This is a genomic window from Citrobacter sp. EC_71 (genome assembly GCF_019584005.1).
Taxonomy (GTDB): Bacteria; Pseudomonadota; Gammaproteobacteria; order Enterobacterales; family Enterobacteriaceae; genus Citrobacter; species Citrobacter werkmanii.
The window spans coordinates 246,450-269,405 of record NZ_VDAY01000006.1; the positions used below are offsets into that span (position 1 = coordinate 246,450).

At 53.1% G+C, this 22,956-nt stretch carries 23 protein-coding genes and 4 tRNA genes; 13 read left to right on the forward strand and 14 right to left on the reverse strand.

Annotated elements, in window-relative coordinates:
* Positions 1–59: 59 nt before the first annotated feature.
* The 4 genes from FHD02_RS08970 to FHD02_RS08985 all read left to right on the forward strand — a co-directional run bounded on the left by FHD02_RS08970 (position 60) and on the right by FHD02_RS08985 (position 459).
* Positions 60–135, forward strand: a tRNA-Val gene (locus tag FHD02_RS08970).
* 46 nt (positions 136–181) lie between these two features.
* Positions 182–257 (forward strand) — tRNA-Val (locus FHD02_RS08975).
* Between the two features lie 46 nt (positions 258–303).
* Positions 304–379, forward strand: a tRNA-Val gene (locus tag FHD02_RS08980).
* Positions 380–383: 4 nt separating this feature from the next.
* Positions 384–459, forward strand: a tRNA-Lys gene (locus tag FHD02_RS08985).
* A gap of 151 nt (positions 460–610) precedes the next feature.
* On the opposite strand, the gene FHD02_RS08990 is transcribed toward FHD02_RS08985, so the two are convergent.
* The 3 genes from FHD02_RS08990 to xapA all read right to left on the reverse strand — a co-directional run bounded on the left by FHD02_RS08990 (position 611) and on the right by xapA (position 3,743).
* On the reverse strand, positions 611–1,495 hold the full coding sequence (locus FHD02_RS08990) for a LysR family transcriptional regulator (RefSeq protein ID WP_220393814.1): 885 nt from the start codon (positions 1,493–1,495) through the stop codon (positions 611–613).
* 101 nt (positions 1,496–1,596) lie between these two features.
* Positions 1,597–2,853, reverse strand: coding sequence for a nucleoside permease (locus FHD02_RS08995; protein WP_220393815.1), 1,257 nt, complete (start codon positions 2,851–2,853; stop codon positions 1,597–1,599).
* Between the two features lie 56 nt (positions 2,854–2,909).
* Positions 2,910–3,743, reverse strand: coding sequence for a xanthosine phosphorylase (xapA, locus tag FHD02_RS09000; RefSeq protein ID WP_137360910.1), 834 nt, complete (start codon positions 3,741–3,743; stop codon positions 2,910–2,912).
* 291 nt (positions 3,744–4,034) lie between these two features.
* Here xapA and FHD02_RS09005 point away from each other — a divergent pair, with 291 nt between their 5' ends.
* Positions 4,035–4,376, forward strand: a complete 342-nt coding sequence (locus tag FHD02_RS09005; RefSeq protein WP_137360909.1) for a FlxA-like family protein — start codon at positions 4,035–4,037, stop codon at positions 4,374–4,376.
* Here FHD02_RS09005 and FHD02_RS09010 read toward each other — a convergent pair.
* Positions 4,367–5,293 (reverse strand): LysR family transcriptional regulator, encoded by a 927-nt coding sequence (locus FHD02_RS09010; RefSeq protein WP_042306952.1) that lies wholly within the window; start codon positions 5,291–5,293, stop codon positions 4,367–4,369. The two genes, FHD02_RS09005 and FHD02_RS09010, sit on opposite strands and share 10 nt — an antisense overlap.
* A gap of 89 nt (positions 5,294–5,382) precedes the next feature.
* Between FHD02_RS09010 and FHD02_RS09015 the strand changes: the two genes are divergently transcribed.
* Complete coding sequence (locus FHD02_RS09015) at positions 5,383–6,381, forward strand: bile acid:sodium symporter family protein (protein ID WP_137360908.1); 999 nt, start codon at positions 5,383–5,385, stop codon at positions 6,379–6,381.
* Here the strand turns inward: FHD02_RS09015 and FHD02_RS09020 are convergent.
* From FHD02_RS09020 to zipA, 3 genes are all read right to left on the reverse strand, one after another.
* Positions 6,378–6,596 (reverse strand): DUF3820 family protein, encoded by a 219-nt coding sequence (locus tag FHD02_RS09020; RefSeq protein WP_003038102.1) that lies wholly within the window; start codon positions 6,594–6,596, stop codon positions 6,378–6,380. The genes FHD02_RS09015 and FHD02_RS09020 overlap by 4 nt on opposite strands.
* A gap of 1 nt (position 6,597) precedes the next feature.
* On the reverse strand, positions 6,598–8,613 hold the full coding sequence (gene ligA / locus FHD02_RS09025) for an NAD-dependent DNA ligase LigA (protein ID WP_137360907.1): 2,016 nt from the start codon (positions 8,611–8,613) through the stop codon (positions 6,598–6,600).
* A gap of 71 nt (positions 8,614–8,684) precedes the next feature.
* Positions 8,685–9,698: a cell division protein ZipA gene (zipA, locus tag FHD02_RS09030; protein WP_061382159.1), complete on the reverse strand. Its 1,014-nt coding sequence runs from the start codon at positions 9,696–9,698 to the stop codon at positions 8,685–8,687.
* Between the two features lie 230 nt (positions 9,699–9,928).
* Between zipA and cysZ the strand changes: the two genes are divergently transcribed.
* The 5 genes from cysZ (at position 9,929) to crr (ending at position 14,789) form a co-directional block, all read left to right on the forward strand.
* Positions 9,929–10,690 carry a sulfate transporter CysZ gene (gene cysZ / locus FHD02_RS09035; RefSeq protein WP_069324501.1) on the forward strand — a complete coding sequence of 254 codons (762 nt, stop codon included), beginning with the start codon at positions 9,929–9,931 and terminating at the stop codon, positions 10,688–10,690.
* Between the two features lie 163 nt (positions 10,691–10,853).
* Entirely contained in the window at positions 10,854–11,825 is a 972-nt protein-coding gene (cysK, locus tag FHD02_RS09040; protein WP_038642476.1) for a cysteine synthase A, read from the forward strand.
* A gap of 383 nt (positions 11,826–12,208) precedes the next feature.
* Positions 12,209–12,466 (forward strand): phosphocarrier protein Hpr, encoded by a 258-nt coding sequence (gene ptsH / locus FHD02_RS09045; protein WP_002913505.1) that lies wholly within the window; start codon positions 12,209–12,211, stop codon positions 12,464–12,466.
* A gap of 45 nt (positions 12,467–12,511) precedes the next feature.
* Positions 12,512–14,239, forward strand: a complete 1,728-nt coding sequence (gene ptsI / locus FHD02_RS09050) for a phosphoenolpyruvate-protein phosphotransferase PtsI (protein ID WP_003038080.1) — start codon at positions 12,512–12,514, stop codon at positions 14,237–14,239.
* A gap of 40 nt (positions 14,240–14,279) precedes the next feature.
* Positions 14,280–14,789, forward strand: a complete 510-nt coding sequence (gene crr / locus FHD02_RS09055) for a PTS glucose transporter subunit IIA (protein WP_000522253.1) — start codon at positions 14,280–14,282, stop codon at positions 14,787–14,789.
* A 63-nt stretch (positions 14,790–14,852) separates the two neighbouring features.
* Here crr and FHD02_RS09060 read toward each other — a convergent pair whose 3' ends face one another.
* On the reverse strand, positions 14,853–15,092 hold the full coding sequence (locus tag FHD02_RS09060) for a hypothetical protein (RefSeq protein ID WP_038642483.1): 240 nt from the start codon (positions 15,090–15,092) through the stop codon (positions 14,853–14,855).
* The gene (gene pdxK / locus FHD02_RS09065) at positions 15,089–15,955 is read right to left on the reverse strand and encodes a pyridoxine/pyridoxal/pyridoxamine kinase (protein ID WP_137360906.1); all 867 of its coding nucleotides are present in this window, start codon (positions 15,953–15,955) and stop codon (positions 15,089–15,091) included. Before pdxK ends, FHD02_RS09060 begins: the two co-directional genes overlap by 4 nt.
* Before the next feature lie 82 nt (positions 15,956–16,037).
* Here pdxK and ptsJ point away from each other — a divergent pair, with 82 nt between their 5' ends.
* Together ptsJ and FHD02_RS09075 are read left to right on the forward strand one after the other, a co-directional pair.
* Positions 16,038–17,330, forward strand: coding sequence for a transcriptional regulator PtsJ (ptsJ, locus tag FHD02_RS09070; RefSeq protein WP_137360905.1), 1,293 nt, complete (start codon positions 16,038–16,040; stop codon positions 17,328–17,330).
* A gap of 13 nt (positions 17,331–17,343) precedes the next feature.
* On the forward strand, positions 17,344–18,060 hold the full coding sequence (locus tag FHD02_RS09075; RefSeq protein ID WP_137360904.1) for a type 1 glutamine amidotransferase: 717 nt from the start codon (positions 17,344–17,346) through the stop codon (positions 18,058–18,060).
* A gap of 81 nt (positions 18,061–18,141) precedes the next feature.
* Here FHD02_RS09075 and cysM read toward each other — a convergent pair whose 3' ends face one another.
* The 5 genes from cysM to FHD02_RS09100 form a co-directional block, all read right to left on the reverse strand.
* Entirely contained in the window at positions 18,142–19,053 is a 912-nt protein-coding gene (gene cysM, locus FHD02_RS09080; protein ID WP_220393816.1) for a cysteine synthase CysM, read from the reverse strand.
* A gap of 67 nt (positions 19,054–19,120) precedes the next feature.
* Positions 19,121–20,218, reverse strand: a complete 1,098-nt coding sequence (cysA, locus tag FHD02_RS09085; RefSeq protein WP_003038066.1) for a sulfate/thiosulfate ABC transporter ATP-binding protein CysA — start codon at positions 20,216–20,218, stop codon at positions 19,121–19,123.
* Positions 20,208–21,083, reverse strand: coding sequence for a sulfate/thiosulfate ABC transporter permease CysW (gene cysW / locus FHD02_RS09090; protein WP_042306930.1), 876 nt, complete (start codon positions 21,081–21,083; stop codon positions 20,208–20,210). Before cysW ends, cysA begins: the two co-directional genes overlap by 11 nt.
* Entirely contained in the window at positions 21,083–21,916 is an 834-nt protein-coding gene (cysT, locus tag FHD02_RS09095) for a sulfate/thiosulfate ABC transporter permease CysT (RefSeq protein WP_038642497.1), read from the reverse strand. The genes cysW and cysT overlap by 1 nt, the downstream gene beginning before the upstream one ends.
* Positions 21,917–22,933 (reverse strand): sulfate ABC transporter substrate-binding protein, encoded by a 1,017-nt coding sequence (locus tag FHD02_RS09100; RefSeq protein ID WP_220393817.1) that lies wholly within the window; start codon positions 22,931–22,933, stop codon positions 21,917–21,919.
* Positions 22,934–22,956: the final 23 nt, after the last annotated feature.

The following is a 22,956-nucleotide window of genomic DNA, read 5'->3' on the forward strand; positions in this document are numbered from 1 at the left end:
CTTTAGAAAATGCGTTGACTCATTTTCAACTCTCCCTATAATGCGACTCCACACAGCGGGGGTGATTAGCTCAGCTGGGAGAGCACCTCCCTTACAAGGAGGGGGTCGGCGGTTCGAACCCGTCATCACCCACCAACTACTTTATGTAGTCTCCGCCGTGTAAAACAAGAAATTGAGAAGTGGGTGATTAGCTCAGCTGGGAGAGCACCTCCCTTACAAGGAGGGGGTCGGCGGTTCGATCCCGTCATCACCCACCACTTTCTCGCCAGCTGGATTTCTTGTTAAAATGTGAAGTACCGAAGTGGGTGATTAGCTCAGCTGGGAGAGCACCTCCCTTACAAGGAGGGGGTCGGCGGTTCGATCCCGTCATCACCCACCACTTCGGGTCGTTAGCTCAGTTGGTAGAGCAGTTGACTTTTAATCAATTGGTCGCAGGTTCGAATCCTGCACGACCCACCAATGTAAAAAGGCGCCCTAAAGGCGCCTTTTTGCTATGCGCAAAATTCAACGATTCAGAATCTGCTTGCCTGATGCGCTTCGCTTATCAGGCCTACAGGCAACACCGCACGCGTAGGCCGGATAAGACGTTAGTCGCCATCCGGCACAGTCATCATACCGTTAACGCTGCCACCAGTTTCTCCAGTGCTGGCGTCGCCTGCTGCTGGTCATACACAATATACAAATCTGCCGGAATACGTTCCTCTAACGGACGGAACACCACACCCGGCCAGCTCATTTGCGCATAACTGTCTGCAATCAACGTAATTCCAACCCCCATACTGATCATCGCCAACACCGTTTGCGGCTCCTTCACCTCGCGAATAATCATTGGCGAAAATCCGGCGCTTTGGCAAACGCGCTGTAAAAATGCCCAGTCGGTATGAATGGACGGCATCGTGACAAAATATTCGTTCCGCAATGCTTCCAAGGGTATCGCGGCAAGTTCAGCCAGGGGATGCTCTTCTGGCATCGCCACCAGGAAAGAGGATTCATGCAAACGCAAGCTGGTGAATCCAGGCGAAGGTTCTGTCGCCATCCGCCAAATTCCCGCATCCAGCTCACGTCGTTCCAGCATCGTCATCTGCATGGCAGGCATATTCTCGCGAAACAGCACTTCAACATTAGGGTTATCTTTTAAGAAACGCCGCATCACGGGGCGCATTTTTCCCCACATCGCCGTACCGATAACACCGAGCTCAATCCGCCCTGCGTCGCCGCGACCAATTTGCTCTACTCTCGCCAGCGCCTGATTCGCACTGGATAGCAATCGGCGCGACTCTTCCATGAAAATTTTTCCAGCGTGAGTTAAGGCTACACTGCGAGAATGTCGGATAAATAGCAAAGTGCCGAGCTGTTGTTCCAGCTCTTTAATATGCGTACTGAGCGGTGGTTGCGACATATTCAGGCGAGCAGCAGCGCGTCCAAAATGCAGTTCTTCTGCGACAGCAAGAAAATAACGCAGTAACTTCAGATCGATACGGTGCGTGCGTTCCATGGATAATGCGCTCCTGAGGACAAAGGATAATGCGCAAAGTTACCACATCGCAGCGCCGAACATGAAACAGCGGGGGTCAGGACCCCGCCGCTAATGTCACGTTAATGTGCCAGTGATTTCTGCACCCGTCTTTCAGGGTCATGTTTATATTTGAAGAACAACGCAAAGATAACCGCAAGCGCTAACGCATACGCGGCAAACACCAGCCAGATAGTTTGCCAATCCTTAATGCCATCGACAGAGAAGTAATCTACCGCCATCCCGCTCAGGATCGAACCCACCCAAGCGCCCACGCCGTTGACCATCGTCATAAATAGCCCCTGCGCACTGGCGCGAATGTTAGAACTCACTTCCTGCTCTACAAACACCGATCCTGAAATATTGAAGAAATCAAACGCGCAACCGTAGACAATCATCGACATCAGCAGCATAACAAAGCCGAGCGGGGACGGATCGCCAAAGGCAAAAAAACCAAAGCGCAGCGTCCACGCCAGCATGCTCATTAGCATTACCGTTTTAATACCAAAGCGTTTGAGGAAGAACGGGATGGTGAGGATAAAGCCCACTTCCGCCATCTGCGAAACTGAAAGCAGGATAGAGGGATACTTCACCACAAAACTGTCGGCAAACTCAGGATTACGGGCAAAATCATGCAGGAACGGATTGCCAAAAACATTAGTGATTTGCAGTACCGCCCCCAACATCATCGCAAACAAAAAGAAGATAGCCATGCGTGGATTTTTAAACAAAACAAAAGCATCCAGCCCAAGCTTGCTGGCAAGCGTTGTGTTCGCTTTCTTCTCTGCAACCGGTATTTTCGGCAACGTCAACGCATACAGCGCCAGCAATAACGATGCGCCAGACGCGATATACAGTTGCGCACTGCTCAGCTCCAGTCCCATCAGGCTCACCGTCCACATGGCCACAATAAACCCTATAGTGCCAAACACGCGAATGGGGGGGAAAGCGGTGACCGGATCCTGACCCGATTGTGCGAGGCATGAGTATGAGACGCTGTTCGATAACGCAATCGTCGGCATATATGCCATCGCGTTAACCAACATCACCCAAAACATCGTCTGCGGATCGGTAACGGTGGTGGCGTATAGCAACACCCCCGCGCAGACCAGATGACAAAGCATATAGGCGCGTTCGGCACGCAGCCATTTATCGGCGATGATCCCCATAATGCCCGGCATGATTATCGCTGCCAGCCCTTTCGAACTGTAGACCATACCCACATTCGCGCCGGTAAAATCAAGGGTATTAATCATGTAAGAACCCAGGGTGACCAGCCAGCTTCCCCAGATGAAATATTGCAAAAACGACATGAGCTTTAAGCGAGATGCGATACCCATTTTCCCGTTCCTTGCCAAAAAGTAAGACCCCGCAAGCGGGGTCATTTTTTAATTATTCAGGCCAGTTTGCGCAAAAAGCCGCAGATCAGATTGATAAAATTCTGCCGTGAGAGTTCCGCTGCCGCCAGCGTCTGCGCGTGAGATAATTTCACATCACCCAACCCTTCAGCCAGGTTAGTAATAGCTGCAACCGCAACCACTTTCAGGCCGCAGTGGCGGGCAGAGATAACTTCAGGCACCACCGACATCCCCACCACATCGCCACCAATGATTTGCATCATGCGGATTTCTGCCGCGGTTTCAAAGTTTGGTCCCGGATAAGAGACAAATACGCCTTCGCTCAGCGGGAAACCTTCTTCTGCGGCCACGGTTTGCAGGATTGCACGATAGTCAGCATCATAGGCATTCGCCAGCGAAAAGAATCGCTCGCCAAAACGCTCATCGTTAAGTCCCACCATCGGTGTACCAGGCATCGTATTGATGTGATCGCTAAGCGCAACCAGACTACCCGGCCCAACTTCAGGGCGGAGGGAACCTGCGGCATTAGTACAAAATAACAGTTCACAGCCCAGCAGCTTCAGTGTGCGAATGGCATCGGTCATCACCGTCATACCGCGCCCTTCATAAAAATGCCCGCGACCTTTCATACAGGCCACCGGTACGCCCGCCAGATTTCCCAGCACAAGTTCACCGGCATGACCATGAACGGTACTCACCGGGAATCCGGGAAGTTTCTCGTAGGAGATAGCCACCGCATCCTCAATTTGATCCGCCAACGCGCCCAGACCAGAACCAAGGATAAAGGCGACACGCGGCGTGAAATCCGGCTTGTAACCACGAATAATATCGGCGCTGTACCATGGGTTTTGCGAGAAAAGGGAGTGGCTCATGAGATGTCCTTAATACTGAGTAATCGAAAATGACGTAGCGTACTGCACTGTTATAGCGAGACTACGCAATCGATTACCAATACCGTTTATCCCGACAAGCGATAGCAAATCAGTATCGATGAGGTGCGCTAAATCAGCTTGAAATCACATTATTTTCGAGCCAGAAATGGCATAGGAATACAGATACATGAAGGTTTGGGATTTTAATGATTAAACTCCACTCTGCCGTATTGTCGCTGAAGTTCTGTTCGCTGATGCCGATACTCATGTTTTATGGCACGAGGAATCCGTATGACAACTATCAACGTTTCCACCCCAACTGTTCAAAGCAGTAGCGGCGGTGGAAAAGCATCAGCCGGGAATGACATCTCCGCACAGATTGCACAAATCACCCAAAAGATAACCAAGCTAACCCAGCAGCTCAAAGATATCCCCAATAGCAGTGGCAGTGTTGAGCAGAAACGCGAGCAGCAAGAGCTTATTCAGACTCAAATCAAGATGTTACAAGCACAGCTGGCTCAATTGTTGCGCCAGCAGGCCGAGGAGTCACAGCAAAAGCAAAGCGCCGATCAAAGAAAAGCTGAGGGCGTCAACAATGCTACCGGCCAACATCAGGTCGATATTTATATCTGATACAACGGATCTCGGGCACGACCGGCGGTTAATTCACTGGCCTGCATCCGCACTACGTCCCACAGCGCCTGGGCTGCGGTCGATAAAGAACGATTTTTACGTCGTGCCAGCATCAATTGTCGTTCCACAACCGGCGTCAGGCGTTTTACCTGCAAATGGCTGCCCTGTGGCAGAGGAAGCGCCAGCGCGGGCAGTACGCTGATACCAATGCCCGCCTCTACCATCGGAAACAACGTAGCCGGGTGACCAATCTCCTGAACAATATTGGCATCAATCGAAAAGTGGGCCAGCGCCGCATCGATCAGCGGTCGACTGCCGGAAGCGTAATCCTGGAGCACCAAACGTTCATGATAGAGATCCTGCCAGTTTACCCATTCCCGCTGGGCTAACGGATGATCCTGCCGACACAGCAACAGGAAAGGTTCGGACAGTACGGCTTCACACTGCAGATCGGTCACAGCACCAGGATCAATCACAATGCCAAAATCGACTTCTCCCTGGCGAATGCTTTCCAGCACCCACTGCTGTGGCCTGTCGTGCAGCACAAAATCGATCGCAGGATAAAGCTGATTACTCTGGGCAATACACTGTGGAATCAGGTGCGCGGAGATCGTCTGGCTGGCGGCAACGCGCACCGTTCCGGTTAACTGCGTCCCCACCTGGCCTGCTTCACGCAGGGTGCTGTGCAGTTCATCCAGAATACGCTCCAGTCGTGCCGCCAACTGATGCCCGGCTTCTGTCAGTACCACTTCTCGCGTTGTTCTATCTAATAATCGGACGCCCGTCTGCCCTTCCAGCTCTTTAACGCTATGGCTGACTGCCGACTGGCTTAAGCCAATGATATCCCCCGCCCGGCTAAAACTTTTGGCCTGAGCGACGGTAACAAAGATACGGAGCTGACGCAGAGAGTAATTCATCTATTCGATTCATATATGGATGCAATAAATCAATTTTATTTCTCAAACGGAAAAACGCAAAATGTTCATACCGAATTTCAGGAGCTTTTATGAAACTTTTTCGTATTCTTGATCCGTTCACGATAACGTTAATTACCGTCGTTTTACTGGCCTCCTTTTTCCCGGCTGAGGGCGGTTTTGTCCCTTTTTTTGAAGGCTTAACCACCGCCGCCATTGCCCTGCTGTTTTTTATGCACGGGGCAAAGCTGTCGCGTGAGGCCATTATTGCTGGCGGTAGCCACTGGCGTTTGCATCTGTGGGTCATGTGCAGCACTTTCGTCGTCTTCCCGGTATTGGGTGTTCTGTTCGCGTGGTGGGCACCGGTCAATGTTGACCCGATGCTGTATTCCGGTTTCCTGTATCTGTGTATTTTGCCGGCCACGGTGCAGTCGGCCATCGCCTTTACATCGCTGGCCGGAGGTAACGTCGCCGCCGCCGTGTGCTCCGCTTCGGCCTCCAGCCTGCTGGGTATTTTCCTTTCACCGCTGCTGGTAGGCCTGGTGATGAACATGCACGGCGCAGAAGGCAGCCTGGAGCAGGTGGGGAAAATTATGCTGCAACTGCTGCTGCCATTCGTGCTGGGACATCTTTCGCGTCCATGGATTGGTGACTGGGTATCACGACATAAAAAATGGATCGCCAAAACGGACCAATCCTCCATTTTACTGGTGGTGTACTCCGCCTTTAGCGAAGCCGTCGTTAACGGGATCTGGCACAAAGTAGGAATTGGCTCACTGCTTTTTATCAGCGTGGTCAGCATCGTTCTGCTGGCAATTGTGATTGGCATAAACGTCTTTGTTGCCCGGAAATGCGGCTTCAATAAAGCCGATGAAATCACCATTGTCTTCTGCGGTTCGAAAAAGAGCCTGGCGAATGGGATCCCAATGGCAAATATTCTGTTCCCGACTTCGGTGATTGGCATGATGGTGCTGCCGTTGATGATCTTCCATCAAATTCAGCTGATGGTCTGCGCCGTATTGGCCCGGCGCTACAAGCAACAGACGGACGCATTGCAGGCGCAGCAAAAAAGCCCCGCCGCAAAAGCTTAAAGCGGGCGTTTCAGGGGCTGCACCAGTTGCGTCAGCCCCTCAGTTTTAATCAGCAGCGTGATTTGCATCAGCTCGCCCAGTTTACCCGGCGGGAATTCATCCTTACGGGCAAACCACAGCAGATACTCTTCCGGGACATCAATCAGCCGACGCCCCTTATATTTGCCAAAGGGCATCACGGTGTTGGCGATTTCAACCAGTTGCTCTTTTTCCATCTCAGGCACCCAGTAAGCGGATCATTTCAGCTTCATCAATCACGCTAATACCGAGTTCCTGCGCTTTTGCCAGTTTCGAACCCGCCGCTTCGCCGGCAATAACCAGATCGGTTTTCTTCGACACGCTACCGGCCACTTTCGCGCCCAGTTCGGTCAACCGTGCTTTGGCGTCATCACGCGACATCAGGCTCAGGCTTCCGGTCAGTACCACCGTTTTGCCCGCGAAGGGGCTGTCGATTTCCTCAGCGTTGATAACCACTGGCGCGGGCCAGTGAATGCCCTGCGCCAGTAACTGGCCTATCACCTCGCGGTTGCTCTCTTCGGCAAAGAAATTAAACACGTGCGTCGCCACCACAATGCCGACATCCGGCACTTTTTGCAGCTCGTCAATAGAGGCCGCTTCCAGCGCTTCAAGCGTGCCGAAATACGCCGCCAGACCTGCGGCTGTGGCCTCGCCGACTTCACGAATGCCCAGCGCGTAGAGGAAACGGGCAAACGTCGTTTCTTTCGCTTTTTCCAGCGCATTCACCACGTTTTGCGCCGACTTCGGCCCCATCCGATCGAGTCCGGTCAGCTTGCCTGCCGTCAAGGTGAAGAGATCTGCTGGCGTATGGACATACTCTTTCTCGACCAGTTGATCGATAATTTTGTCGCCCATACCGTCAACATCGAGCGCGCGGCGGGAAACAAAGTGTTTCAATGACTCCTTACGCTGTGCCCCGCAAATCAGGCCGCCGGTACAGCGAGCGACCGCTTCGCCTTCCACACGTTCAACATCCGACCCACACACCGGACAATGCTGTGGAAACACGATTTCACGCGTATCTTCCGGGCGCTCGGAAAGCACCACGTTGACGACCTGCGGGATCACATCGCCCGCCCGGCGAATAACGACTTTATCGCCAATACGCAACCCCAGACGATCGATTTCATCGGCATTATGCAGAGTGGCGTTACTGACCAGAACCCCGGCAACCTGAACCGGCTCAAGACGAGCGACGGGCGTAATCGCCCCGGTACGTCCGACCTGGAACTCCACATCGCGTACAAAGGTCATCTGCTCCTGCGCCGGGAACTTAAAGGCCACCGCCCAGCGCGGCGCGCGAGCGACAAAGCCCAGTTGCTCCTGCAACGCCATGGAGTTGACTTTAATCACCACACCGTCAATATCGAAGCCCAACATCGGTCGGTCTTCTTCAACCTTGTGATAGTAAGCGAGTACTTCCTCCGGCGAGTCACACAGCGCTACCCTGTCGCTTACCGGCAGCCCCCACTCTTTAAATTGCAGCAGACGGCCGAGGTGAGTATCAGGCAGCACGCCGCCTTCCAGCACACCAACGCCATAGCAGAAGAAAGTAAGCGGTCGCTTCGCCGTGATACGTGGATCAAGCTGACGTAATGACCCGGCTGCCGCGTTGCGCGGGTTAGCAAACACTTTATTGCCAGTGCGGCGGGCTTCTTCATTAATTTTTTCAAATCCGGCCTGTGGCAGGAACACTTCCCCGCGCACTTCCAGACGTGCGGGAATATTTTCGCCACGCAGTTTTAACGGGATCGCGCGGATAGTGCGCACGTTAGAGGTAATGTCCTCCCCCGTGGTGCCATCACCGCGCGTTGCGGCGCTGACCAGCACGCCGTTTTCATACAGGATACTGACCGCCAGGCCGTCCAGTTTCAGTTCACAGCACCAGGTCAGCTTATCGGTGCTCTTCAGTCGGTCCTGCACGCGCTTGTTGAAGGCGAGAAAACTCTCCTCATCAAACACGTTATCCAGCGACAGCATCGGTACTTCATGGCGAATCTGGCTGAACGCCGACAACGGAGCGGCGCCAACGCGTTGGGTTGGCGAGTCGGGGGTAACAAGGTCCGGATGCAGCGCTTCCAGCTCGCGCAGTTCGCGCATCAGGCGATCATATTCCGCATCGGGAATTTCCGGCGCGTCCATCACATGGTAGAGATACTCATGATGGCGAAGCGTGGTTCGCAGTTCTGTCAGTTGTTGTTCGATTGATTCCATATCGCACCATCAATGATAAAAAACCCCCGACAGGCGGGGGTTTAGCAAGGAGATGTCACGCCAGAAGTAAATCAGGCGTGAGATTCTTTAACTTCGCGGATGCGGTCCTGATATTCGCGCAGTTTCTGCGGCGTCATCATACGACGTTGATCGTCGAGCACCACACCGCCAACTTCATCAGCAATGTGCTGCGCGGACTGCAGCATCAGCTTAAAGTTTTGCAGCTCGTCGCCATAGGACGGAACCTGCATAAAAATAGTCACGCCAGGCGTGCTGAAGTCGCCCGTCATCTCCGGGTCAAACGTCCCAGGATTAACCATGTTGGCAAGACTAAACAGAGACGGGCCGCTGCCATCCGGGCTCAAATGACGATGGAAAATATTCATATCGCCAAATTTAAAACCGGCTTGCTGAATGCTGTTAAGCAGCACATCACCGTTGAGCTCGCTACCATGGTGTGCCGCGACGTTCATAATGATGACGGCTTCTTTACGCTGCGGTTTTTCTGCAACAGGCGCTTCTTCAACGACCGGCTCAGGCTGCGGTTGATGTTCAACGACAGGCTCTGCTGGCTGGAAGGTTTGTGGCGCAGGTTGCGGAGCCTGCTGCACCGGCTGTTGCACCTGAGGGGCAACGGGCTGATGCTGCACCGGCTGTTGCACCGGTTGCGGCTGAACAGGCTGATGTTGCACCGGCTGTTGCGGTTGAACAGGCTGAGGCGGCTGCTGAACATGCGGCGGCGGTACCGGCGCTTGTGCAGGCTGCTGCGCGGTTGGACGCGGCTGAGCAGACGCATAAGGCGGCTGGTACTGGTGTTGCGGCGACTGAGGAGGAACACCATGTTCCTGCGCGTTACCGGGAGCATGATTCACACGATGAACGCGAACTTCGCCCACGCCTTCGTCTTCCTCGACGTTGTCGTCGAACGAATCCTCGTCTTCACGTTTAGACTTCATGCGTTTCAGTGGGCGATCGCGGAATATAGAAGACCGCTCTTTACGGCTAGTCCAAAAACCATGTACCAGTAAAGCGATTATGGCGATCGCGCCAACAATGATTAATATCAGACGCAAATCCTGCATCATTATATTCTCTGTTGTTCTAACACCTTGCCACCACGGCAAACATTTACTCACTAAGAGTATTTGTCGATTACGCCAAGTGCAAGTGCACTCTTGGCTTTCACGGCATAAAGATGAACAAAATTGTGCTTTTTGCTGTTTTTTCGAACATTTCCGAACAGCTTAACGCTCAACAACCCGGTAAGATACGCCAGGTTTACCAGAGCTTATATAACAAGGAGTATGTCCTTACCATGGTTTCATCATCTGCAGTTGTACCTCGCAGCGGCCTTTATTACTTTTCTCAGGGATGGAAGCTCATCTCCCAACCGGGCATTCGTCGTTTTGTTATTCTGCCTTTGCTGGTGAATATCCTGTTGATGGGCGGCGCATTCTGGTGGTTATTTAGCCAACTCGATAGCTGGATCCCCGCATTGATGAGCCACGTTCCAGACTGGCTGCAGTGGCTCAGCTATTTGCTGTGGCCAATTGTCACTATTTCCGTACTGTTAGTGTTCGGCTACCTGTTCTCCACCGTTGCCAACTGGATTGCCGCACCGTTTAACGGTTTACTGGCAGAACAACTTGAAGCGCGCTTAACGGGCGCAACGCCACCCGACACTGGCGTTCTCGGCATCATGAAAGACGTTCCACGCATTATGAAGCGTGAATGGCAAAAGCTGGCGTGGTATCTCCCGCGCGCTTTTGTATTGCTGATCCTCTATTTTATTCCCGGCATTGGACAGACCGTCGCCCCGGTGCTGTGGTTCCTGTTCAGCGCGTGGATGCTGGCCATTCAGTACTGTGATTATCCGTTTGATAACCACAAGGTGCCTTTTAAGGAGATGCGCGTCGCGCTGCGCACGCGTAAGGTGACCAATATGCAGTTTGGTGCGTTGACCAGTCTGTTCACCATGATCCCGGTACTCAATCTGTTCATTATGCCGGTTGCGGTTTGTGGCGCCACGGCGATGTGGGTAGACTGCTATCGTGCTAAGCACGCGTTATGGAAGTAATGCAAAAATGTGTAAAAGCGGGCTGGCTTATGCCCGCTCTTATTCCATACTGCAAGGCATTATTTCCCATCAGCATATAGATATGCGATTTCCTTACTTCCCCATACTTTCTCAACAGGTATGCTGAAGCGGTATCCCAATTTCATACAGTTAAGGACAGGCCATGAGTAAGATTTTTGAAGACAACTCGCTGACTATCGGTCATACGCCGCTGGTTCGACTGAACCGTATCGGTAACGGACGCATTCTGGCGAAGGTGGAATCACGTAACCCGAGCTTTAGCGTTAAATGCCGTATCGGTGCCAATATGATTTGGGATGCCGAAAAACGTGGGGTGCTGAAACCGGGCGTTGAGCTGGTTGAACCGACCAGCGGTAATACCGGGATTGCCCTGGCCTACGTTGCCGCCGCCCGTGGTTACAAACTGACTCTGACCATGCCGGAAACCATGAGCATTGAGCGCCGCAAGCTGTTAAAAGCGCTGGGCGCGAATCTGGTGCTGACCGAAGGCGCAAAAGGGATGAAGGGCGCGATCCAAAAAGCGGAAGAAATTGTGGCCAGCGATCCGGAAAAATTCCTGCTGCTGCAGCAGTTCAGCAACCCGGCCAACCCGGAAATCCACGAAAAAACCACCGGGCCGGAAATCTGGGAAGATACCGATGGCCAGGTTGATGTCTTTATTTCCGGCGTCGGCACCGGCGGTACGCTGACTGGCGTGACCCGTTACATTAAAGGCACCAAAGGTAAAACGGACCTGATCACCGTCGCGGTAGAACCGACCGACTCCCCTGTCATCACCCAAGCCCTGGCGGGTGAAGAACTCAAACCGGGTCCGCATAAAATTCAGGGTATCGGGGCAGGCTTCATTCCAGGTAACCTTGATCTGAAGCTTATCGATAAAGTCGTTACCATCACCAATGATGAAGCTATCTCTACCGCACGTCGCCTGATGGAAGAAGAAGGTATTCTGGCGGGGATCTCTTCCGGTGCTGCGGTTGCTGCCGCGCTCAAGCTCCAGGAAGATGAAACCTTTACCAATAAGAATATAGTGGTTATTCTACCGTCATCGGGTGAGCGTTATCTGAGCACTGCACTGTTTGCCGATCTCTTCACTGAGAAAGAACTGCAACAGTAATGCCAGCATGTTAAAAACGCGTAAAAAAGCACCCTTTTGGGTGCTTTTTTGTGGCCTACTTCAAAGTTTCAACTCTCCTGGCATTGATTCAACCCGCCGGAACTGGTATTTAACCAAGCTAATTATTTTGATGCGCGAAATTAATCGTTACAGGAAAAGCGTTAGCTGAATCGATTTTATGATTTGGTTCAACTCTTCCTTTCGCTGCATAATGTTTAATGACGAACGAAACGTCAGCGGCAAGAAGTTGCCAACAACGGATTGTACCGAACTCCTTTTGTGTCGCGTCCAGTTTACGCCGATGCTAACAATACAGGCTAAAGTTGAACCGCCAGGCTAGACTTTAGTTCCACAACACTAAACCTATAAGTTGGGGAAATATAATGTTCCAGCAAGAAGTTACCATTACCGCTCCGAACGGTCTGCATACTCGCCCTGCTGCTCAGTTTGTTAAAGAAGCAAAAGGTTTTACTTCTGAAATTACTGTGACTTCCAACGGCAAAAGCGCTAGCGCCAAAAGCCTGTTTAAACTGCAGACTCTGGGCCTGACTCAGGGTACCGTTGTAACCCTGTCCGCAGAAGGTGAAGACGAGCAGAAAGCAGTTGAGCATCTGGTAAAACTGATGGCTGAACTCGAGTAAGTTCAACGAGTTCTTTTAAATATCAGTCACAAGTAAGGTAGGGTTATGATTTCAGGCATTTTAGCATCCCCGGGTATCGCTTTCGGCAAAGCATTGCTGCTGAAAGAAGACGAAATCGTCATTGACCGGAAAAAAATTTCTGCCGACAAGGTTGATCAGGAAGTTGAACGTTTTCTGAGCGGTCGTGCCAAGGCATCTGCGCAACTGGAAGCGATCAAAACCAAAGCTGGTGAAACGTTCGGTGAAGAAAAAGAAGCCATCTTTGAAGGGCATATCATGCTGCTCGAAGATGAGGAGCTGGAGCAGGAAATCATAGCCCTGATTAAAGATAAGCACATGACGGCTGATGCAGCTGCGCATGAAGTTATCGAAGGTCAGGCCACAGCCCTGGAAGAGCTGGATGATGAATACCTGAAAGAACGTGCGGCTGACGTACGTGACATCGGTAAACGCCTGCTGCGTAACATTCTGGGTCTGGCAATTATTGACCTGAGCGCTATCCAGGAAGAAGTTATCCTGGTTGCCGCAGACCTGACCCCGTCTGAAACCGCACAGCTGAACCTGAACAAGGTGCTGGGTTTCATCACTGACGCGGGTGGACGTACTTCCCACACCTCCATCATGGCGCGTTCTCTGGAACTACCTGCCATCGTTGGTACGGGTAGCGTCACCTCTCAGGTGAAAAACGATGATTATCTGATTCTGGATGCCGTAAACAACCAGGTTTACGTCAATCCGACCAACGACGTTATTGAGCAACTGCGTGCCGTTCAGGAGCAGGTTGCGACCGAGAAAGCGGAACTCGCAAAGCTGAAAGATCTGCCGGCTATCACGCTGGACGGACATCAGGTTGAAGTTTGCGCCAACATCGGTACCGTTCGTGACGTTGAAGGCGCTGAGCGTAACGGCGCTGAAGGTGTGGGTCTGTACCGCACCGAATTCCTGTTCATGGACCGTGAATCGCTGCCGACTGAAGAAGAACAGTTCGCTGCGTATAAAGCCGTGGCTGAAGCCTGTGGCTCTCAGGCGGTCATCGTCCGTACCATGGACATCGGCGGCGATAAAGAGCTGCCGTACATGAACTTCCCGAAAGAAGAGAACCCGTTCCTGGGCTGGCGCGCCGTGCGTATCGCCATGGATCGTAAAGAGATCCTGCGTGACCAGGTTCGCGCTATCCTGCGCGCCTCTGCTTTCGGTAAACTGCGCATCATGTTCCCAATGATCATCTCTGTTGAAGAAGTGCGTGCACTGCGCAAAGAGATTGAAATCTACAAACAGGAACTGCGCGACGAAGGTAAAGCATTTGACGAAAGCATTGAGATTGGCGTGATGGTGGAAACACCAGCAGCGGCAACAATTGCGCGTCATTTAGCCAAAGAAGTTGATTTCTTTAGTATCGGCACCAATGATTTAACGCAGTACACCCTGGCAGTTGACCGTGGTAATGATATGATTTCACACCTTTACCAACCGATGTCGCCATCTGTGCTGACGCTGATCAAGCAAGTTATTGATGCTTCTCATGCTGAAGGCAAATGGACTGGCATGTGTGGTGAGCTTGCAGGCGACGAACGTGCTACACTTCTGTTGCTGGGGATGGGTCTGGACGAATTCTCTATGAGCGCCATTTCTATCCCGCGCATTAAGAAGATTATCCGTAACACGAACTTCGAAGATGCGAAGGTGTTAGCAGAGCAGGCTCTTGCTCAACCGACAACGGACGAGTTAATGACGCTGGTTAACAAGTTCATTGAAGAAAAAACAATCTGCTAATCCACGAGATGCGGCCCAATTTACTGCTTAGGAGAAGATCATGGGTTTGTTCGATAAACTGAAATCTCTGGTTTCTGATGATAAGAAAGACACCGGAACTATTGAGATTGTTGCTCCGCTCTCTGGCGAGATCGTCAACATCGAAGACGTGCCGGATGTAGTTTTTGCTGAAAAAATCGTTGGTGATGGCATCGCTATCAAACCAACCGGTAATAAAATGGTCGCCCCTGTTGATGGCACCATCGGCAAAATCTTTGAAACCAACCACGCTTTCTCTATCGAATCCGACAGCGGCATTGAGCTGTTTGTTCACTTCGGTATTGATACCGTTGAACTGAAAGGCGAAGGCTTCAAGCGTATCGCTGAAGAAGGTCAGCGCGTTAAAGTGGGCGACCCGGTTATTGAATTCGATCTGCCGCTGCTGGAAGAAAAAGCCAAGTCTACCCTGACTCCGGTTGTTATCTCCAACATGGACGAAATCAAAGAGCTGATCAAACTGTCCGGTAGCGTGACCGTGGGTGAAACTCCGGTTATCCGCATCAAGAAGTAATTCTTGCCGCAGAGAAGAATGGCGCCAGATGGCGCCATTTTTTTTATCTAACGGATGGCGGCGTTAAATTTGTGAGGTCATCGGCCGGTAACACGCCTCGCGCATCAGAATTTTCATCCCTTCCGGCCCGCTTTCCAGCATCCTCCTTTCGGAATCAGACACCAGCAGTTCACAATCATACCCACCCGCAATACCAAACATCGCCCGCGCTACGCAAATATCTTCCAGCGCCTCTGTCCCACTGGTATCAAAATGCCCGACTAAACGTCCATGCTGGCGTACTACCAGCCGATAACTCTTCATCGTGCCTCCCCTGCCGGTGGCAGAATTAATTCATCACAACCGCACTGATGCGTCCAGCTCATGACGTCCAGCACGCGCTGCGCGGCATCGTATGCCGCCGTAGTCAGCACTTTCCCCAGCACAATGCCGCTCACCAGTTCAGCACAGAACAGATCGCCGGTGCCTTTTAAATCCGTCTTCACCCGCAGGTGAGCGAACACCTCAACCGTTTCAGCCGTCACTACCGCCACATTAATATTCTCTTCGCTATCGCCCGGCGCGCTGGTGATCACCACCCATTTCAGCGTGTCGCTAAGCAGAGATTTTGCCGCTGCGATTGCTTCATCAAGCGTACGACACGGCTTGCCGCTCAGCATTTGCAGCTCGAATACGTTCGGCGTCAGCCCCTGCGCCAGCGGCAGCAGGCGCTGACGATAAGCCTCCGGGATTTCGGCTTTAACATACATACCGCTATCCGTATCGCCAATCACGGGGTCAACCAAAATGCACAGGTCCGGATGCGTGGCCCGAACGGTTTCCAGCCATTGTGCCAGCAAGGCGATTTGCTCCGCGCTGCCCATGTACCCTGTCGTCACCGCCTTTAGCTCGCGCAAGGCATCACGTTCGCTTAAGGCGCGCAGATAGCCGCTAAACCATTCGGGCGGAATAACGCCGCCATAAAAGGTTTCATAATGCGGGGTGTTACTGAACAGTACCGTGGGTACTGCCGTCACGCGTAATCCCTGCGCTTTAATGGCCGGCACAGCGATGCTGTTGCCTACGCTGCCATATACCACCTGTGACTGGACGGCGACGATATCGGTCTGTAATGCCCGATGCTTGTCGTCGAAGAGCACTGACTGAATATCACTCTCCTGCTCCATAAATTTCTCCTCTCGCTGGACAGCGCGCTTACGCCTCATTATTATCGTCATATGCTAAAATCCATTTTGTCATAGGTCAATAATGATCGACGGAAAAACCGCTAACGAAATTTTTGACAGTATCCGTCAACATGTTTCTACAGGCACGCTGGCAGCAGGAGAAACGTTGCCGCCAGTGCGGGAACTGGCAACGGAATTAAACGTGAACCGCAATACTGTCGCGGCGGCTTACAAACGTCTGGTCACCTCCGGGTTGGCACAGAGTCTGGGACGCAACGGCACGGTGATTAAGGGGATTACAGCCCCCGTTGCGCTGGAAGGTGGTAACCCAGATACTCCACTAATCGATCTTTCCGGCGGTAATCCAGCGCCCTCACGGCTTCCTGACCTGAGTAGTTATTTCGCGAAGATAAATAAGAACCCGCGTTTGTATGGTGATGCAGCCGTCTCCCCAGGACTCAAGAGCTGGGCCACGCAATGGATGCAGGATGCGATACCGGATCAGGGGGAAATTGATATCACCAGCGGCGCCATCGATGCCATTGAGCGGCTGCTATGTGCCCATTTACTGCCCGGCGATAGCGTGGCTGTAGAAGATCCGTGCTTTTTGAGTAGCATCAACATGCTGCGCTATGCCGGATTTACCGCCAGTCCAGTTAACGTCGACAGTAAAGGCATGCAACCCGCCATGCTGGAATGCGCATTACAGAAAGGCGCGCGGGCGGTGATTCTGACCCCGCGCGCTCATAACCCGACAGGATGCAGTCTGAGCGCATCCCGCGCGGCGCAATTACAGGAAATCCTGGCTCGCTATCCGCAAACGCTGGTGATCGTCGACGACCACTTTGCGCTGCTGTCCGCTTGCCGCTGGTATCCGGTGATTGCGCAGGAAACTGTACACTGGGCGATTGTCCGTTCGATGTCGAAAACCTTAGGCCCGGATTTACGCCTGGCTATCGTAGCCAGCGATCCCGTCACATCCGGGAAACTGCGTTTACGGCTCAACTCCGGCAGTCAGTGGGTCAGCCATCTGCTGCAGGATTTAGCCTGCGCGTGCCTGAGTGACGAGACATATCAACACACGCTGGCACAAACGCAGCAGTTTTACGCCGTCCAGCAGCAAAAGCTGAATACGGCTCTGCGCCAACATGGCATTGAACTGCCCGTCGGTGACGGTCTGAATCTGTGGTTATCGCTGGCAGATCACAGTCAGGAGATCGCTTTTGCGCTGGCAAAGTCTGGCTGGCTGGTTCGCGAAGGCGAAGTGTTCGGCGTCAATACGCCTGCACACGGTTTACGCATTACGCTGTCAACATTAGAAGACAGCGACATTGATAAGCTGGCGTTTGATATTCATCAGGCGCTAAAGCGCTAACAGGAGACAAAAAGTGCGAGTTCATTTTGTTATTCATGAGTCTTTTGAATCTGCTGGCGCGTACCTGCCGTGGGCCGAATCGCGCGGCTATACCATCACCTGGTCACGCGTATACGCTGGAGAAACAGTTCCCGCCAATGCCGATGGTTTCGATATGCTGGTCGTCTTTGGTGGCCCGCAGTCGCCCCGCACCACGCAGGAAGAGTGCCCATACTTTGACTCTCAGGCTGAGCAGCATCTGATTAACCAGGCGATTTCGGCAAGAAAAATCGTGGTGGGGATCTGTTTGGGTTCGCAGTTAATTGGAGAAGCGCTGGGCGCGAAGGTGTGTCAAAGCCCGGAAAAAGAGATTGGGCACTACCCAATCGTCCTGACCGAGGCAGGCCAACAGCACCCGTTGTTCAGCCATTTCGGCTCACCGCTTATCGTCGGTCACTGGCACAACGACATGCCGGGGTTAACCGACCAGGCGATAATTCTTGCTACCAGTGAGGGCTGCCCGCGACAAATCGTACAATACGGTAATTTCGTCTATGGTTTTCAGTGCCATATGGAGTTCACAGCTGACGCGATTGAAGGATTAATTCAGCACTCAGAGCAAGAGTTGGCTGAAGCCGAAGGGCAACGCTTCATCCGCCCGGTTGAAGAGATGCGCGCCTGGGATTACCAGCAGATGAATGAGAAGCTGTGGCAATTCCTTGATAAGCTGGTGGAAAAACGTAACGATTAATCATCCCTGGCCGGATAAAACATTATCCGGCCATCGTGCCAGGCAGTTACCTGATGGCGCTGCGCTTATCAGGCCAACAAGTTAAATTCCCAGCCCCTGGTTAAAGTGCTCTTCACCAAAGACGCCGGTCGAAAGGTAGCGATCGCCGCGATCGCAGATGATCGCCACAACTACCGCGCCGGGCGTGGCACGTGCAACGCGTAACGCGCCCGCGACCGCGCCGCCAGAGCTGACACCGCAGAAAATTCCTTCACGCACGGCCAGTTCACGCATGGTATTTTCGGCATCATTCTGAGGAATATCCAGCACCTCATCCACCAGCGAGGCGTTAAAAATGCCCGGCATATATTCCGCAGGCCAGCGGCGAATTCCCGGAATACTGCTGCCCTCTTCCGGCTGCAGGCCAACGATAGTGACCGGTTTTTCCTGCTCGCGCAGAAAACGCGACACGCCGGTAATGGTACCGGTCGTCCCCATACTGGAGACAAAATGGGTGATGCGACCTGATGTCTGCTGCCAGATTTCGGGTCCGGTGGTGGTGTAGTGCGCGTACGGGTTATCGGGATTATTAAACTGATCGAGCAGTTTACCTTCTCCGCGTTCAGACATAGCGAGGGCTAAATCGCGTGCCCCTTCCATCCCCTGCTCTTTAGTGACCAGAATCAGTTCCGCGCCATAGGCACGCATTGCCGCCCGGCGTTCCTGGCTCATGTTGTCCGGCATCAGCAGCTTCATGCGGTAGCCCTTCAGCGCAGCGATCATCGCCAGCGCAATACCAGTATTGCCGCTGGTAGCCTCAATCAATACGTCACCCGGCTTAATTTCCCCACGCTTTTCCGCTTCAACAATCATCGACAGCGCCGCCCGGTCTTTCACCGAACCCGCAGGATTATTCCCTTCCAGCTTGACCCAAATTTCGCTGCCGTTATCCGGCGCCAGGCGTTGTAATTTCACCAGAGGCGTATTGCCAATTGTTTTTTCTAATGTGTTCACGTTTTCAGCTCGTAAAAAAGCCCGGTAAGCGTAGCGCCACCGGGCGATAACTATGCAAATTAACCTATCAGGCTGATTGCGCCAGGGCAAGTTCCTCTTCACGCGTTTCAATACGCTGGTCGCCGTTATACAAACGTGCATTTTGCAGTCCAACAAACAGCCGTTCACCGCGGCTCGGGGAATCATCGCCTTGCATGATGACCGTCAGCGGTTCGTTGTACCACCCGAGGGGTTGTACAACTAATTGGGTGTAGTGCCCCTTCGGACTGGCTTCCAGCACCTGCACCGGCAGCGGCGAATCCAGGCTGGTACGGCGGCTCACATCCACTTCCCATGGACGCAGGAACAGATCGACCGGTCCCTGATAGCCAGGTGTATAGCCCAACGGCCAGCGGTGTGCGCCCACGTGGAACTGTCCGCCACGAATCGTCCCCTGCAGGCGGTTAACCTCGCCCATAAACTCCAGCACAAAACGGGTGGCCGGTTCGCGCCAGACCTGATCCGGCGCATCGGCCTGTTCAATATGGCCCTGGCTCATCACCACCACGCGATCCGCAACTTCCGTCGCTTCTTCCTGATCGTGGGTGACAAACACGCTGGTGAACTTCAGTTCCTCGTGCAGCTGACGCAGCCAGCGGCGAAGTTCTTTACGCACCTGAGCGTCGAGCGCGCCAAACGGCTCGTCGAGCAGCAGGATCTGCGGCTCGACCGCCAACGCACGCGCCAACGCCACACGCTGTTTCTGGCCGCCGGAAAGCTGCGCCGGGAAACGATCTGCCAGATGAGCCAATTGCACCATCTCCAGCAGTTTGGTCACTTTGGCTTTGATCGCCGCCGCGTTCGGACGCTCACGCCGTGGCAGAACTGTCAGACCAAAAGCGATGTTGTCGAAAACGGTCATATGGCGAAACAGCGCATAGTGCTGAAACACAAACCCCACCTTACGGTCGCGGGCGTGCAAACGACTGACGTCGGTGCCGTGAAAACGAATATGCCCGCTGGACTGATGCTCCAGCCCGGCGATGATACGCAGCAGCGTGGTTTTGCCCGAACCGGATGGCCCCAACAGAGCCACCATTTGACCTGAAGGAATATCCAGCGAGATATCGTTCAGCACCTGGGTGCGACCAAAAGACTTCTTAATATTGGCAATCTCAATGCTCATGATTTTCCTCCTGCTGCGCGCGTTTCTCCTGGTTCTCCAGACGCCATTGCAACATGCTCTTCAAAAACAGGGTAATAATCGCCATCAGCGTCAACAGCGCGGCGGCGGTAAAGGAGCCGACGGCGTTATAGTCCTGCTCCAGTAATTCAATCTGTAGTGGTAGAGACAAGGTTTCGCCGCGAATCGAGCCGGAAACCACCGACACCGCGCCGAATTCGCCTATCGCACGGGCATTGGTCAGCACCACGCCATACAGCAACGCCCAACGGATATTTGGCAGCGTGACGCGGCGGAACATCTGCCAGCCGGAGGCACCAAGCAAAATCGCCGCTTCGTCTTCATTGCTGCCCTGACTTAACATTACCGGCACCAGTTCGCGCACCACAAACGGACAGGTCACAAACACTGTCACCAGCACCATCCCCGGCCAGGAGAACATAATTTGCAGGTTGTGTTCATCCAGCCAATCACCCAGCGGGCCGTTAGAACCGTAAAACAACAGATAGATCAGACCTGCGACCACCGGCGAGACGGCAAACGGAATATCCAGCAGCGTCAGCAGCAGTTGGCGTCCGGGGAAGTTGAAGCGAGTCACCAGCCAGGCCAGCAATACGCCAAACACCAGATTCACCGGCACCGCAATCAGCGCAATTAGCACCGTGAGCCAAATGGCATGCAGCATATCCGGGTCAGCCAGGTTCTGTAGTACCGGCATTAATCCCTTGCTGAACGCCTGCACGAAGATATAAATCATCGGTACCAGTAAAATAAAGGTCGATACCAGCATGCCCGTGCCGATCAGAAACCATTTACCCCAGTTAATACGGGGTGCGTCATAGCGTTTCAATTGAGTAATGTCTGCCATCAGTGACCTACCACGCGTCGACCGAAGCGACTTTGCAGGGTGTTAATTGAAAACAGCAGCAACAACGACGCCCCGAGGATCACAGAAGCAATCGCGCTGGCGGCCGGGTAGTCAAACTCCTGCAAGCGAACAAAAATCATCAGCGAGGTCACTTCGGTTTTCCATGCGATGTTCCCGGCGATAAAAATAACCGCGCCAAACTCACCGAGACTGCGGGTAAACGAAAGCGCTACGCCCGCCACCAGCGCGGGAGACAGCTCTGGCAGCACCACTTTACGAAAGCTCTGCCAGCGCGTGGCACCGAGCGTTTCCGCCGCTTCTTCATACTCCGGGCCTAACTCTTCCAGCACTGGCTGTACGGTGCGCACCACGAACGGAATGCTGGTAAAGGCCATCGCCACCGCGATGCCAAGCCAGGTGTAGGTCACCTTAATGTCCAGCTTCGCCAGCCACTCGCCGTAGAAGCCATTGACCGAAAACAGCGACGCCAGCGTCAGGCCAGCTACCGCCGTAGGCAACGCAAACGGCAGGTCCATCAGCGCATCCAACAGCGTACGGCCCGGAAAGCGATAGCGGGTTAAGATCCACGCCATCAGCAAACCGAACACGCCGTTAAAAATTGATGCCACAAACGCCGACAGCAGTGTCACTTTATAAGCCGCTACCACCTGCGGATTGGTAATCACTTCCCAATACTGCGCCCAGCTCATTTGCGCCAGTTGCATGACCAGCGCACTAAGCGGCAGCAGCAATATCAGGCAAACGAACAATAAGCTGGTCCCGAGGCTTAAAGTGAAGCCGGGCAGCACGCGTCGGGAGGAAACAGCAAACATTTACTTACGCCCCGCCGCCAACAGTTTGTCCAGCTCGCCGCCGCTGACAAAGTGCGTTTTCATCACCTCAGGCCACGCGCCAAACTTGTCTTCGACGCGGAACAGTTCGGTTTGCGGGAATTTATCTTTCAGCTTGTCCATCACCTGCGGGTTGTTCACGCGGTAGTAGAAATCGGTAATGATGGTTTGCGCCTGTGGGCTGTACAGCCAGTTCAGGTACGCTTTCGCCGCTTTTTCAGTACCGTTGGCCTGCACATTTTTATCTACCCAGGCTACCGGGAATTCCGCCAGAATGTTGACCTTCGGCACCACCACTTCGAAACCCTGATCTTCATACTGTTTACGGATGTTGTTCACTTCCGATTCAAAGGTGATCAGCACATCACCCAGACCGCGTTCAACAAAGGTGGTTGTTGCACCGCGACCGCCGGTATCAAACACTTCCACGTTTTTCAGAAACTGGGTCATAAACTGTTCGGTTTTGGCTTTATCACCACCGTCAGCTTTATCTGCCGCGCCCCACGCAGCCAGATAGGTATAACGCGCGTTACCGGAAGTCTTCGGGTTGGGGAAAATTAGCTTCACGTCCGGGCGAACCAGATCGTTCCATTCGTGGATATTCTTCGGGTTACCCTTACGCACCAAAAACGCCATGGTGGAATAGAATGGCGAGCTGTTATTCGGCAGTCGGCTTTGCCAGTCGGCGGGGATCAGCTTGCCTTTGTCATGCAGGATCTGCACGTCTGTCACCTGGTTATAGGTCACTACATCGGCCTTCAACCCTTGCAAAATCGCCAGCGCCTGTTTTGATGACCCGGCATGAGATTGTTTTATCGTCAGTTTGTCGCCGCCGTTATCCTTTACCCATTGCTGTTCAAATGGCGGGTTAAGGGCGGCAAACAGCTCACGAGAGACATCGTATGAACTGTTCAGCAGTTCCGTTGCCTGCGCCTGCCCCACCAGCAACAGCATTGCTGCCAGCGTCAGGGTTCTTTTTTTCAGTAAGTTAACGGCCATTGCGCACCCTTATAAATTTAATG

Coding starts and splice junctions, on each gene's coding strand:
- pdxK (WP_137360906.1), bottom strand. CDS start 15,955: ATGGAGCAGGAGAGTGATATTCAGTCAGTGCTCTTCGACGACAAGCAT.
- cysT (WP_038642497.1), bottom strand. CDS start 21,916: ATGTTTGCTGTTTCCTCCCGACGCGTGCTGCCCGGCTTCACTTTAAGC.
- FHD02_RS08990 (WP_220393814.1), bottom strand. CDS start 1,495: ATGGAACGCACGCACCGTATCGATCTGAAGTTACTGCGTTATTTTCTT.
- cysZ (WP_069324501.1), top strand. CDS start 9,929: ATGGTTTCATCATCTGCAGTTGTACCTCGCAGCGGCCTTTATTACTTT.
- FHD02_RS09020 (WP_003038102.1), bottom strand. CDS start 6,596: ATGGAAAAAGAGCAACTGGTTGAAATCGCCAACACCGTGATGCCCTTT.
- FHD02_RS09015 (WP_137360908.1), top strand. CDS start 5,383: ATGAAACTTTTTCGTATTCTTGATCCGTTCACGATAACGTTAATTACC.
- FHD02_RS09100 (WP_220393817.1), bottom strand. CDS start 22,933: ATGGCCGTTAACTTACTGAAAAAAAGAACCCTGACGCTGGCAGCAATG.
- cysK (WP_038642476.1), top strand. CDS start 10,854: ATGAGTAAGATTTTTGAAGACAACTCGCTGACTATCGGTCATACGCCG.
- zipA (WP_061382159.1), bottom strand. CDS start 9,698: ATGATGCAGGATTTGCGTCTGATATTAATCATTGTTGGCGCGATCGCC.
- cysA (WP_003038066.1), bottom strand. CDS start 20,218: ATGAGCATTGAGATTGCCAATATTAAGAAGTCTTTTGGTCGCACCCAG.
- ptsI (WP_003038080.1), top strand. CDS start 12,512: ATGATTTCAGGCATTTTAGCATCCCCGGGTATCGCTTTCGGCAAAGCA.
- FHD02_RS09060 (WP_038642483.1), bottom strand. CDS start 15,092: ATGAAGAGTTATCGGCTGGTAGTACGCCAGCATGGACGTTTAGTCGGG.
- xapA (WP_137360910.1), bottom strand. CDS start 3,743: ATGAGCCACTCCCTTTTCTCGCAAAACCCATGGTACAGCGCCGATATT.
- FHD02_RS09010 (WP_042306952.1), bottom strand. CDS start 5,293: ATGAATTACTCTCTGCGTCAGCTCCGTATCTTTGTTACCGTCGCTCAG.
- ptsJ (WP_137360905.1), top strand. CDS start 16,038: ATGATCGACGGAAAAACCGCTAACGAAATTTTTGACAGTATCCGTCAA.
- FHD02_RS09005 (WP_137360909.1), top strand. CDS start 4,035: ATGACAACTATCAACGTTTCCACCCCAACTGTTCAAAGCAGTAGCGGC.
- ptsH (WP_002913505.1), top strand. CDS start 12,209: ATGTTCCAGCAAGAAGTTACCATTACCGCTCCGAACGGTCTGCATACT.
- cysW (WP_042306930.1), bottom strand. CDS start 21,083: ATGGCAGACATTACTCAATTGAAACGCTATGACGCACCCCGTATTAAC.
- FHD02_RS08995 (WP_220393815.1), bottom strand. CDS start 2,853: ATGGGTATCGCATCTCGCTTAAAGCTCATGTCGTTTTTGCAATATTTC.
- ligA (WP_137360907.1), bottom strand. CDS start 8,613: ATGGAATCAATCGAACAACAACTGACAGAACTGCGAACCACGCTTCGC.
- crr (WP_000522253.1), top strand. CDS start 14,280: ATGGGTTTGTTCGATAAACTGAAATCTCTGGTTTCTGATGATAAGAAA.